Source organism: Streptomyces sp. TLI_185 (assembly GCF_003814765.1).
Classification (GTDB): domain Bacteria; phylum Actinomycetota; class Actinomycetes; order Streptomycetales; family Streptomycetaceae; genus Streptomyces.
On sequence record NZ_RKRB01000001.1, the window covers coordinates 9,553,875 to 9,565,409 of the forward strand.

General features: G+C 69.8%; 11 protein-coding genes. 2 read left to right on the plus strand and 9 right to left on the minus strand.

The features are described 5' to 3' along the window. Window positions 1-48 precede the first annotated feature (48 nt). The 9 genes from EDD92_RS43935 to EDD92_RS50235 form a co-directional block, all read right to left on the minus strand. Window positions 49-1,005, minus strand: coding sequence for an ABC transporter permease (locus EDD92_RS43935; RefSeq protein WP_123969430.1), 957 nt, complete (start codon window positions 1,003-1,005; stop codon window positions 49-51). After that, window positions 1,005-2,120 carry an ABC transporter permease gene (locus EDD92_RS43940; protein WP_123969431.1) on the minus strand — a complete coding sequence of 372 codons (1,116 nt, stop codon included), beginning with the start codon at window positions 2,118-2,120 and terminating at the stop codon, window positions 1,005-1,007. Before EDD92_RS43940 ends, EDD92_RS43935 begins: the two co-directional genes overlap by 1 nt. Beyond that, window positions 2,117-3,685 (minus strand): ABC transporter ATP-binding protein, encoded by a 1,569-nt coding sequence (locus EDD92_RS43945; RefSeq protein ID WP_185124325.1) that lies wholly within the window; start codon window positions 3,683-3,685, stop codon window positions 2,117-2,119. The genes EDD92_RS43940 and EDD92_RS43945 overlap by 4 nt, the downstream gene beginning before the upstream one ends. A gap of 29 nt (window positions 3,686-3,714) precedes the next feature. Beyond that, window positions 3,715-4,686 (minus strand): BMP family ABC transporter substrate-binding protein, encoded by a 972-nt coding sequence (locus EDD92_RS43950; protein WP_260327172.1) that lies wholly within the window; start codon window positions 4,684-4,686, stop codon window positions 3,715-3,717. A 210-nt stretch (window positions 4,687-4,896) separates the two neighbouring features. Beyond that, window positions 4,897-5,643: a purine-nucleoside phosphorylase gene (deoD, locus tag EDD92_RS43955; protein ID WP_123969433.1), complete on the minus strand. Its 747-nt coding sequence runs from the start codon at window positions 5,641-5,643 to the stop codon at window positions 4,897-4,899. Then, on the minus strand, window positions 5,643-6,425 hold the full coding sequence (locus tag EDD92_RS43960) for a glutamine amidotransferase (protein WP_123969434.1): 783 nt from the start codon (window positions 6,423-6,425) through the stop codon (window positions 5,643-5,645). The genes deoD and EDD92_RS43960 overlap by 1 nt, the downstream gene beginning before the upstream one ends. Window positions 6,426-6,475: 50 nt before the next feature. Beyond that, a complete protein-coding gene (locus tag EDD92_RS43965; protein ID WP_123969435.1) occupies window positions 6,476-7,537 on the minus strand; it encodes a LacI family DNA-binding transcriptional regulator in 1,062 nt (353 codons plus the stop codon). After that, window positions 7,527-8,885: an amidohydrolase gene (locus tag EDD92_RS43970; RefSeq protein ID WP_123969436.1), complete on the minus strand. Its 1,359-nt coding sequence runs from the start codon at window positions 8,883-8,885 to the stop codon at window positions 7,527-7,529. Before EDD92_RS43970 ends, EDD92_RS43965 begins: the two co-directional genes overlap by 11 nt. A gap of 203 nt (window positions 8,886-9,088) precedes the next feature. Then, window positions 9,089-9,226 (minus strand): hypothetical protein, encoded by a 138-nt coding sequence (locus EDD92_RS50235; RefSeq protein WP_185124326.1) that lies wholly within the window; start codon window positions 9,224-9,226, stop codon window positions 9,089-9,091. A gap of 415 nt (window positions 9,227-9,641) precedes the next feature. Between EDD92_RS50235 and shiA the strand changes: the two genes are divergently transcribed. After that, on the plus strand, window positions 9,642-10,970 hold the full coding sequence (shiA, locus tag EDD92_RS43975; RefSeq protein WP_123969437.1) for a shikimate transporter: 1,329 nt from the start codon (window positions 9,642-9,644) through the stop codon (window positions 10,968-10,970). 92 nt (window positions 10,971-11,062) lie between these two features. Next, complete coding sequence (locus EDD92_RS43980; protein WP_123969438.1) at window positions 11,063-11,248, plus strand: DUF1737 domain-containing protein; 186 nt, start codon at window positions 11,063-11,065, stop codon at window positions 11,246-11,248. Window positions 11,249-11,535 lie beyond the last annotated feature (287 nt).

The window sequence follows — 11,535 nt, forward strand, 5'->3', positions numbered from 1 at the left end:
ATGCGGGAGGGAACAAGGGAGGGACGGCGAAGGAACAGGGGGCGAGGTTCAGTTGGTCGCCGGATCCGCGGCCACGCCGGAGACCGGGGAAGTCGGGCGGGCCGGGCGACGGCGGCGCCAGGCGAAGAACGCCAGGGCCAGCAGGGTGAGGGCGTACGGAATGGCGGAGACCAGCTGTGACGGGATGCTCAGGTTGCCGAGCTGCACCGCCAGGGCCTCGGCCGCGCCGAAGCCGAGCGCTGCCAGGAAGACGCCCCAGGGGCGCAGCGCGCCGAGGAAGACGGCGGCCAGGGCGATGTAGCCGCGGCCCGCCGTCATACCGGTGACGAAGAAGGAGACGGCGCCCATGCTGAGGAAGACCCCGGCTCCGCCGGCCAGCGCGCCGCTGAGTGCCAGGGTGGCGAACTGGACCCGGCGGACGGGGATGCCGACCGAGCGGGCCGCGTCGGGGAACTCGCCAACGGCGCGCAGGTGGAAACCGAACCGGGTCCGGTGCAGCAGCCAGGCGACCGCCGGGGCCGCGGCGAGGGCGAGCCAGGTCATCAGGTTCTGCCCGCTCACCACTGTGCCGAGGCCCGGGATGTCCTCGATCAGCGGAAGGCGGACCTCGGGGAGGGCTCCGCTGTGCAGCCGGCTGGTGCCACCCTTGTCGCCGAGCAGGGCGTACACGGCGTACGCGGTCACGCCGGACGCCAGCAGGTTGAGGCCGATGCCCGCGATGATCGCGTCGGCGCCCAGGTACAGGTGGAGTACGCCCAGCAGCAGGGTGAGCAGCGCGCCGGCGGCGATCCCGCAGACGGCCCCGGCCGCTACCGAGCCGCTGTATCCGGCGACCAGGGCCCCGGTGCACGCGGCGGCCAGCATCGAGCCCTCCAGGGCGATGTTCGGCACGCCGGCCCGTTCGGCGAGCAGTCCGCCGAGGGCGGCGAGGACATAGGGGGTCGACACCCGCAGGATCGCAGCGAGGAAGCCGGCGCTGAGCACGACGTCGAGGACGGGGCCCATCAGCGGGCCTCCCTTCGGGCAAGCCTTCTGGCGAGCTGGCGCTTGACGAGTTCGGGCAGCGTCCGGGCCGTCACCAGCAGCACGATGACCGCCTGGATGATGGTCACGGCCTCGGACCCGACGTCCGTCTGCTGCTCCATCACGTCACCGCCGACGCGCAGGTACGAGTAGAGGAGCGCGGCGGCGACCACGGCGACCGGGTTGTTGCGGGCCAGCAGGGCGACCACGATGCCCTCGAAGGCGAGGCCGCCGGCCATGTCGGGCTGGAGCCCGCCGTACACGCCGAGGGCGAGGTGAGCGCCGGCCAGTCCGGCCAGCGCGCCGCCGATGACGAAGCTCCACTCGATGGTGCGGGGCACGTCGATGCCGCCGTACCGGGCGAATTCGGGGTTGGAGCCGGTCATGCGGATGCGGTAGCCCAGGGGCGTCCTTGCGAGCAGGAACCACACGGCGGCGGTCACCGCGAGCATGCCGAACAGTCCGATGTTGGCCTGGTCCAGGGGGACGCCGAAGAAGTCCGAGAGCAGCGGGAGCGCCGAGTCGGGCCGGATGGGAGCCGACTGCACGGCGGCGCTGGCGGGGGCCTTGAGGTGGTCGGTGAGCAGCCAGTCGAAGACCCGTACGACGATGGCGTTGAGCATGAGCGTGGCGACGATCTCGCTGGCCCCGAGGCGGGCCTTCATCACCCCGGGCACCGCGCCCAGCGCGCCGCCCGCCAGAGCGGCTGCGCCCAGTGGTACGACCATGGCGGCGACCGGTGGCAGGGGGACGTTGATCGCCACCAGCGCGCCCGCCAGGGCACCCGCGTACACCTGGCCCTCCGCGCCGAGGCTGATCTGCCGGGCCCGGAAGGGGATGGCGACGGACAGGCCGAGAAGGGAGAGCGTCGTGGCGTCGGCGAGCCAGCGGCCGATGCGCGGGGTGCGGTCGAGGGGGCCGGTGAGGAGCGCGTTCAGGGCGCCGGGGGCGTCTTTGCCGGTCGCCAGGATCACCAGGAAGGCGATGAGGACGGCGACGGCGACGGTGAGCACGGTCATCGTCAGCTCGACAGCGGTGGACTGGCGCCTGGCGGCGAGGAACTCGCGGCGGCCTTCCAGCTCGACGGTGGTCGTCATCGTGCACCTGCCGTGATCCGCTGTTGTGAGTGCTGTTCGACGCCGAGCATGTACAGCCCGGTCTCTTCCTCCGTGAGTCCGGCCGGATCGTCGAAGCGACCGACCAGCCGGCCGTCCTTGATCACCAGAAGCCGGTCGGAGAGCGCGAGCAGTTCGCCGAGGTCCGCGGAGACCAGGAGGATTGCCGCGCCCGCGTCGCGGGCTTCGACGAGCCGCTCGTACATGAAGTGCATGGCGCCGATGTCGACGCCCCGGGTGAGCTGGGCGGCCAGCAACAGGCGCGGCTCGGAGGACAGTTCGCGGGCGACGACGACCTTCTGCAGGTTGCCGCCGGACAGCGCTCCGGCCGGTACGGCGGGGTGCGGGGCCCGGATCGCGTAACGGCGGATCAGGTCCTCGGCCAGCTCCCGTATGCGGCGGATGTGCAGCGCGCCGCGCCGGGCGAGCGGAGGCCTGGAGAAGCGGTCGACGATCAGGTTGTCGGCGATGGACTGGTCCAGGGCCGCCCCGTTGGACAGCCGGTCCTCCGGGACGTGGGCGATACCGGCCGCGCGGTGCGCCGCCGCATCCAGGTGGGTGACATCGGTGCCGTCGACGGTGACGGAGCCGGCGGCCGGGCGGCGCAGCCCGGCGAGGAGCTCCACCAGTTCGGTCTGGCCGTTTCCTTCGATGCCCGCCAGGCCGACGATCTCCCCGGCGGCGATGTCGAGGGAGACACCGTGCAGGGGCTGTCCCGCATCCGCCCCGGAGGCCAGGTTCCGCACCTTGAGCACGGTCGCACCGGGGTGCGCGGGGGGCCTCGGGACGTCCAGGGACATCTCCCGCCCGACCATCATGGACGCCAGCTGCGCGGGGGACGCGTCCTCGGTGCGTACGGTGCCGACCACGGACCCGGCACGCATCACGGTGACGCGGTCGCTGATCTCCCGCACCTCTTTGAGCTTGTGGGAGATGAAGAGCACGGTCATGCCCTGGTCGCGGAGTCCGCGTACGGCTTCGAAGAGGTCGGTGGTCTCCTGTGGGGTGAGGACGGCGGTGGGCTCGTCCAGGATGAGGATGCGGGCGCCGCGGTGCAGTGCCTTGAGGATCTCTGCTCGCTGCCGCATCCCCACGGAGACGTCGCTGACCCTGGCCTGCGGGTCGACGGCAAGGCCCGCCTCCTTTGCCAGCGCGGCGGTGCGCTCGACGGCTGCGGATCGGTCGACCCGGGCGGCAGGGCCGGGTTCCACGCCGAGGACGACGTTCTCGGCGATGGTGAAGGACGGCACCAGCATGAGGTTCTGGTGGACCATGCCCACCCCGAGGGCGATGGCGTCCTGGGGTCCGGAGAGCCTGACCGCCTCGCCGTGGACACGGATCTGTCCGGCGGACGGCTGCTCCAGGCCGTACATCAGCTTCATCAGCGTCGACTTGCCGGCGCCGTTCTGTCCGACGATCGCCCGGATCTCGCCGCCGAGTACCTCGAGGTCGACGTCGCTGACGGCGCGGGTGCCGTTGGGGTACGTCTTCCCCAGGCCGGTGACCTGCAGGGCGAGGGCGGGGCGGGGCGGGGGATGCTGGTCCACGGGGGCTCCTTCCGTACCAGGGCCGCAGGTCAGAAGGCGGACGGGACCTGAACCGCGCCGGACGCGATCTTCGCCGCCTGTGACTTGAGTTCGGCGCGTACGGCAGCAGGCACGAGCTTGTCGAAGTTGGCGTTGTCGACGTAGCCCACGCCGTCCTCGGCGAGGCCGACCGCGGAGGACTTGCCGTAAGCCAGGGTGCCGGCCTTGTTCTCCTCGGCCGCCAGATAGAGGGCGTTGCCGGCGTTCTTGAGGATGGAGGTGACCACGGTCTGCTGCTGGGCGGGGTCGCCCAGGGTCTTGTACTGGTCGGAGTCGACGCCGAAGGCGTAGCGCTTGGCGGTGACGGCCGACTCGAACACGCCGAGGCCGGAGGAGCCCGCCACCGGCCACACCAGGGCCGCCCCCTGCGAGTACATGGACGAGGCGATCTCCTTGCCCTTCGCGGGGTCGCCGAACGGGTTGTCGCCGCCCACGTACTGCACCAGGACACCGGACGACGGATTTCCGCCGGCCGCCTTGAATCCGGCCTTGAATCCGACGACGAAGTCCTCGATCACCGGGATCTTCACCCCGCCCATCAGGCCCACCTTCTTGCTGCCGGAGGCGCCGGGGAGGGAATTGGCGGCGACCAGTTTGTCGGCGAGGAATCCTGCCAGATAGGCGGCCTCGTTCTGCTTGAAGGTGACGGAGTACACATTGGCGCACTTGTTGGAACAGCCGCTCTTGCCCGTGTAGTCGACGGTGGAGTCGAAAAGCCAGAACTTCTTCTTCGGGTATTCGGGCGCCAGCTTGGAGATGAAGGCAGCGGTGTCCACGGTGCCCGCCGCGAGCACGTCGTAGTCGTCGCCCGAGGCCGCGTCCTCGAAGCCGGACTGCCACTTCGTGCGGTCGCCGCCCAGCTCGACGACCTTGAGGCTGTAGCCGAGGTCCTTCTCCGTCTTCTTCAGGCCCGCGTAGGCGGAGTCGAAGAACGAACGATCGCCGAGGTTTCCGTTGACCACGAACTTGATTCTCAGTTTTCCTGCCGAAGAGCCGGAAGAGCTTGAGGATCCGGAAGAGCCCGTCGCTGATCCACATCCGGCGAGCAGTGCGGAGAGTGCTGTTATGGCCCCGAGGGCCTTGATCTTGTTCATCGTTCTTTTCTCCTTCGCGTTGGCCGAAAGCTATGCAATGCAAAACGTTTTGGCCATACGTCTTCGTACGCCTCTGTGTTAGGAGCTTGTTTCCAGTGTGGTGGCTGCGATGGTGACGGCTCGCTCGAAATCGGCCTCGCGCTCGGCCGGCGTGAGCGCCTGGGCCAGGCGTATGTGGTCGCTGACCGTCAGCACGGCCAGGGCCCGGCCGCCCTCGGCGGCGGCGGTGGCGTACAGGCCGGCGGCCTCCATCTCGACGGCCAGCGTGCCGTGGGCCTCCAGCTGCTCGAACAGGCCGGGGCGGGCGAGGTAGAAGTGGTCGCTGGTGAAGACCGGCCCGATGTGCACGCCCGGCCCGTCGCGCGCACCCGTTCCGGCGGCCGCTGCCGCCGCCTTTGCCGCTGCCTCCGCGGCAGCTTTGGCCAGGTCGAACGATGCGGCGTGACTCAGATGCACGCCGTCGACGCGATGGTCGCTCATCGCCGAGTCGGTGTGGGCGGCGGTGGCCACCACGACGTCGCGCAGACCCACCGCCTGTGGTATTCCGCCGGCGGTGCCGACGCGGACGATGCTGCGTACTCCGTAGAAGCGGAAGAGCTCGGTGGCGTAGATGGTCACGGACGGCATGCCCATGCCGGAGGCCAGGACGGACAGCGGTCTGCCCCGGTACGTGCCTGTCCAGCCCTCGATGCCGCGTACTTCGGTGACCAGGCGGGCGTCTTGCAGGAAGGTTTCAGCGATCCGTCGGGCCCGGCGTGGGTCGCCGGGCATCAGCACATCCGGCGCGAAGTCGCCGGGTGCGGCGGAAATGTGCGGAGTGACCATCAGGCTTCCTCCCCCGCCGGGTCGGTTGCCGCAGCAGTGTCGGCCGCCGCCAGCCAGCAAACCAGTCGGTCCCAGAGCTCCGGGTATCCCTTCCACGCGAGGAAGTCCGGCGGCGCCCAGTGCGGCGCGAGGTCGGAGGTGAAGGCCGCCGACCGCCCGGCGCCGTACCCACCGACCACCAGCAGCGGGTGACCGCCGCACTCGGCGAGCAGCTCGGCCCCGTCCCGTACCCGCACCTCGTTGAGACCGAGCAGAGACGGCCAGGTCGCGCCCAGCCCGTCGACCACCCGGTGCCGGGCGACGACCCGGGGCGAGGCACCGGCGGGCAGCTCCACCCGGTCGTCGCGGTCGTGCAGAGCGACCGGCAGTGCGGCGGCCAGCGGGGTGCGCCCCCAGCGGGCCTTGGCGTCGATGCCGGTGAAGGTGAGGTAGCCGCCCACCATCAGCAGGCCGCCGCCGCCCTCGACGTACGCCCGCAGCAGTTCGGGGCGATCCGGCGCGGGAACGGAGCGGGCGAAGGTCTCCGGCGGGAGCTGGAAGCTGTTGGCCCCCACGTCGCTGATCACCACCACGTCGTACGCGGCGAATCCCTCGACCGAGGAGGGCAGCCGGTGGGGTATCTCGTGCGCCGGTACGTACGTCACCTCGTGGCCGCGATCGCGCAGCGCGCCCAGGAAGGCGCCCGCCCCCTCGACGTACTCGGAGGTGTGGAAGGAGTCGAACCCCTTGTGGTGGATGGAGTGGGTGAACCAGGACTCACCCACGACGAGGACATGCGTCATCGCTGCGCCGTGCCTTTCAGTTCGGGTTATGGGGTTACGGGACTTCTGGGTTACGGGCGGTGCCAGCGCGGGGCGGCCGTGCTGGCGCGGGCTTTCAGCCGGACCGGGAGGATGTGACGGGAGGCGGGGGGTACCTCGCCCCGGTGGACGTACTGCAGCAACTGGGCGGCGGCCGTGCGGCCGATGTCGTACGCAGGCTGATGGACGGTGGTGAGCGACGGGTGGACGCGGGCGGCGAGCATGATGTCGTCGAAGCCCGCCACCGACACGTCGTGCGGGACGCTCAGCCCCGCGTCCTCCAGGGCGGCGACCGCGCCGAGCGCCATGAGGTCGTTGGCCGCGAACACCGCGGTGAAGCGGCGCGGGCCGCCCCTGTTGAGGGCCGCGGCCACCATGTCGTAACCGGACCGCTCGACGAAGGCGCCCTCGACCTCGGTGACGCCCTCGTCGCCGAACGCCTCCCGGAATCCCGCGATCCGCTCCGCGCTGCTGACCAGGTCTCCCGGGCCGCTCACCGCCAGCGCCCTGCGGTGGCCCAGCTCCCGCAGGTGCTGCCCGACCAGCCGGCCGCCCGCGCGGTGGTCGGCGGTGACGAGGATCGTCTGTTCCAGCAGCCCAGGGACCACCTCGTCGGCCAGGGCTATGGGGAAGCGGCCGAGCAGCGATGCCAGCCGGTCGCGGGAGGGTGGTGAACCCGACGCGTAGACCATCCCGTCGATGAACCGGCCCCGCAGCAGCTCCAGGTAGCGGTCCTCGCGCTCGGGGTCGAACTCGGTGTTGCACAGGATGACCCCGTAACCCAGGTCGTGGGCGGCGTCCTCGACGCCCTTGGCCAGCTCCGCGAAGAACTGGTTGGTGATGTCGGGAACGAGTAGGCCGATGACGTTCGTGGAACCCGCCTGCAGGTTGCGGGCGGTCGAGGCCGGCACGAAGCCGAGCCTGGCGACCACCGCGCGCACCCGGTCCGCGGTCTCCTGGGCGACCGGCCGGTTGCCGCTCAGCACGTGCGAGACCGTGGTCGGGCTCACCCGGGCAGCGGCCGCGACGTCCTTGATCGACGCGGGCCGCCGCACCCGGCGTCTGCCCTCGTCGGCGTCAGTGTCAGGGGTCATAGCGCTGAACCGCCCTGCCGTGCGAGGTGTCCAGCAGCGCGGGCACCCGCGCCTCGATCTCGGCCAGCAGCCCAGGCACGTCCACGGTCAGCAGGCGCCCGTCGCGCACCACGACCCGCCCGTCCACGACCACCGTGCGCACATCACTCGCCCGGGTGCTGTAGACCAGAGCCGCCACCGGGTCGTGCAGAGGCCGGCAGTGGAGGCCGGACAGATCGACCAGCACGATGTCCGCCCGGCGGCCGGGTTCCAGGGCACCGATCCGGTCGCCCAGCCCCAGCGCCAGTGCCCCGCTGCGCGTGGCCAGCCGAATGGTGTCGGAGACAGTCATCCATGTGGCGTCCCGCTCCGCCTGCTTCTGGGTCAGTGCCACCAGCCGCATGGCCTCCCACACGTCGAGTGTGTTGTGTCCGGCGGCTCCGTCCGTCCCCGCCGCGACGGTCACCCCGGCTCCGAGCAGGCCCCGTACCGGGGTGAGCGGGTGCAGGGCGTGCTTCAGGTACACCTTCGGGCAGCACGCCACCGCCGTCCGGTCGCGGTACCGCGACAGCACCTCGAGATCCGGTTCCGTGATCCCGCATCCGTGGGCGATCAGCGCCCCGGCGTCCAGAACGCCGGTCCGCTCCAGCACCCCGATGGGGGTGATGCCGCGCCGCGCGAGACTCGATTCCGTCTGCTCCAGGTGCTCGGCGGCGTGGATGTGGATCCGTACGCCCATGGCACGGGCCCGCTCCGCGATCCGGGCCAGGTCCTCGTCGTCCACGGTGTACGGCGCGTGCGGCCCGAGCGACGCGGTGACCCGCCCGCCGCCCGCGCCGTGCAGCGCCCCGGCGGTCTCGATGCTCTCCTCCAGCGCCCTGCCGCCACGGCTGCTGAAGTATGTGGGCGCGATGTCGGCGCGGATCCCGGTCCGTACCACGGTCTCGGCGATCCGTTCGGCGTGGAAGTAGTGGTCGGCGAACGCGGTCACCCCGCTGAGCAGCATCTCCGCACAGGCGAGTTCGGCACCGAGGCCGATGTCGGCAGGTGTCAGGTTGACCTCCATCGGCCACACCCGCTCGTTGAACCACGCCTCGACACTGACGTCCTCGGCGGCACCCCGCATCAACACCATCGGGCTGTGCGTATGGGAGTTCACCAACCCTGGCATGGCCAACAGCCCGGTCCCGTCGACCGTCTCAGCTCCGGAGAAGCTCGCGACCCCGGCGGCCTCCGGCCGGGTACCCGCGGGACCCAGCCACACGATCACCCCGTCCTCGACCACGATGTCCTGGTCCGTTTCCACCCGGCACGGGCCCTGCTCGGGCACCACAAGCACCGAGCAGGACGTCACGATCAGTCGCCGCATCCTGGAATCCTTCCGTTCAAAACGGACGCTAAGGATCCAAAACGTTTTGCACAACCCTCGTCCGAGTTGTGTTTCAAGCCCTGTCGACAGCCGGCGGCACGGCCCCTGCATCGCTGTTCGGTCGTGGCGAGCAGCGCGGGGACGGGCACGCCTTGCAGACCGTCGCGTCGAGGCCGGGGCAGCTTCTGTCCGTCCAACGCGCTTCACACGGGCGCCCCGGACCTCGGGGTGTCCACCAGCGCGATCCGCGCGGCGACGCGCACCAGCGCGGAGACCGCAGTCGGCGACCAGCGTTCGGCCACATCCCCTGGGAGTTGGGGGAACGTACGGTGTGAAGCCATCACCCGAACACCCGGACTCGTCGACCACTCCTCGCCGCGGGACGCCACTCGCAGGCCCGTGATCGCAGTTGCCACCTCGGGCATCGTCGCGGCAGACGTGGCGAACGAACCGGTGGGGATCAATTCGACGACTCCCCTTGCTGGCATCCCTGGAGAGGCGTAACTTCTGCGCAGCGGATCTACGGGTCCGCTACACGGACCATTGCCCGTGGTTGTCGGAACTCCTGTCACCAAGTGGGCTCATCGGACCGCTGGACGCTCACGGAGCGCCAAAACGATCCCTCACGGACTCACGGCCTGTGCTCGGGGCATTGCGTGTTCCCCAGACCGGGCAGCGCGCTGCCCGAGTACTCCCACCATCAACCCCACAGACGGCCTTCGGCCGTCCCCTCCTCATCAACACCTGGACGTTGAAATGAGCCGGACATCACCTCATGCAAAGCGCGCGGCTGCCGCCGGCTTGATGGGGGCGGTCGTCGACTGGTACGACTTCTTCCTTTACGGCATCGTGGCCGGGCTCCTGTTCAACGATCTCTTCTTCCCCGAAGTGAGTCCCACCGTCGGAACCCTCGCCGCATGGGCCACCTTCGGTGTCGGATTCCTCTTCAGACCCCTGGGCGGCATTGTCTTCGGCCACTTCGGCGACCGGGTGGGCCGCAAGGAGATGCTCGTCCTCACCATGGTGATCATGGGGCTCGCCTCCACCCTGATCGGTGTCCTGCCCACCTACGGTGAAGTGGGCATCTGGGCCCCGGTCCTGCTCGTCGCTCTACGTGCCGTCCAGGGCTTCGCCGTCGGCGGTGAGTGGGGCGGCGCAGCTCTGATGGCGGTCGAGAGCGCTCCTCGAAAGTGGCGCAGCCTCTACGGCAGCGGCGTCCAGGTCGGTGCCTCGGTGGGGCTTCTGCTGGCTACCGCGGCCATCAAAATCGTTTCCGGACGCCTGCCCGAAGCGGACTTTCAGCAATGGGGCTGGCGCGTCCCGTTCGTCTTCAGCGCGGCCCTCGTCATCGTCGGGCTGATCGTGCGTATCTCGGTCGAGGAATCCACCGTCTTCACCGAGCAGATCGCCGCCCGATCCAAAGACCAACCTCTGCGGCTGCCACTGCTCGCGGCCATCAAGGCCAACCCCGGCGGATTCCTCGCCATCATCGGCCTGCGGTTCGTCGAACTCTTCACCTTCTACGGTGTGACCACGTTCGGCGTGAGCTATGGCACCGCGGAATTCGGTCTGAACCGCGACAGCATGCTCACCATCAACCTCGTGGTGGGCGCAGCGGCCATCGTCACCATTCCCGTCTTCGCCTACCTCGCCGACCGCTACGGCCGCGGCACCATATACGCGTGGGGCGCCGGGCTGGGTGTTCTGGGCTCCCTCCCCTTCTTCGTGGCACTGCAGTCCGGCTCCATGGTCTTGATCCTGGTGGCCTCGATTCTGCTGGTCAACGGTGCGCACGACATGGCCGTCTCGGTCCAGCAGTCCTTGTTCACCGACATGTTCGGCGCCGAATACCGCTACAGCGGTGCAGGCGTCGGCTATCAACTCGCCAGCGCCATCGGCGGGGGCTTCACTCCGCTCATCGCTGGCGTCCTCGTGCTGTGGGCCGACGGCGGCTGGTACCTGGTCGCGATGTACATGCTGATCGGCTGCGGGATCTCCTTCACCGTCGCCATCGGACTGAACGCCAACCGCACCGTGGACGACGCGCCCGAGCCCACGAAACCGCCCGCACGCGCGACCTTCTGACCGGCTGTGCACATGGTCGCCCTTACGTCCTTGGGAGCGATTGAGCTGGGGGTGCTCATCGAGAGCCGGAGCCGGCCTGAGATCCTTCACTCGTGAGCACACCACCGGACGGGTTGCCCGTCTACCGAGTCCTGACCGGCCCGGACGACGCCACGTTCTGCCACCGGGTGAGCGAGGCGATCGGCCTCGGTTACGAACTCTACGAAGGCCCCGCCGTCACCTTCAACGGTGAGAACGTCATCGTCGCTCAGGCGCTGATCTGGCCGGCACGGTCGTAGAAACCTCAAGAGCAGCGGTGGCCACGACCGGACGTACCCATCACGACAAGGCCAACTCTCCTTACGCGGTAGCTTGTCCAACCGCCGGTAGCTGAGCGTCACTTCGAAGCAGAAGGTGCCCGTTGTGCCGGGGGTCTGACAGTGAGGATGTAGGCGGCATCGCTCGGGGGCCTGACTCCGGGGCAGACTGGCGCAGGACCGGGCGACTGATCAACATTCATCCCCGGCACGCGGAGCTGGCCGCCGCCCGCCGCCAGGCCGCCACCGATACGGACTGGCAGGCCGAG

Excerpts from the sequence above, each read along its gene's own strand:
- EDD92_RS43935 (WP_123969430.1), bottom strand. The coding sequence starts at position 1,005 with ATGGGCCCCGTCCTCGACGTCGTGCTCAGCGCCGGCTTCCTCGCTGCG.
- EDD92_RS43940 (WP_123969431.1), bottom strand. The coding sequence starts at position 2,120 with ATGACGACCACCGTCGAGCTGGAAGGCCGCCGCGAGTTCCTCGCCGCC.
- deoD (WP_123969433.1), bottom strand. The coding sequence starts at position 5,643 with ATGGTCACTCCGCACATTTCCGCCGCACCCGGCGACTTCGCGCCGGAT.
- EDD92_RS43960 (WP_123969434.1), bottom strand. The coding sequence starts at position 6,425 with ATGACGCATGTCCTCGTCGTGGGTGAGTCCTGGTTCACCCACTCCATC.
- EDD92_RS43965 (WP_123969435.1), bottom strand. The coding sequence starts at position 7,537 with ATGACCCCTGACACTGACGCCGACGAGGGCAGACGCCGGGTGCGGCGG.
- EDD92_RS43970 (WP_123969436.1), bottom strand. The coding sequence starts at position 8,885 with ATGCGGCGACTGATCGTGACGTCCTGCTCGGTGCTTGTGGTGCCCGAG.
- EDD92_RS50235 (WP_185124326.1), bottom strand. The coding sequence starts at position 9,226 with ATGGCTTCACACCGTACGTTCCCCCAACTCCCAGGGGATGTGGCCGAA.
- shiA (WP_123969437.1), top strand. The coding sequence starts at position 9,642 with ATGAGCCGGACATCACCTCATGCAAAGCGCGCGGCTGCCGCCGGCTTG.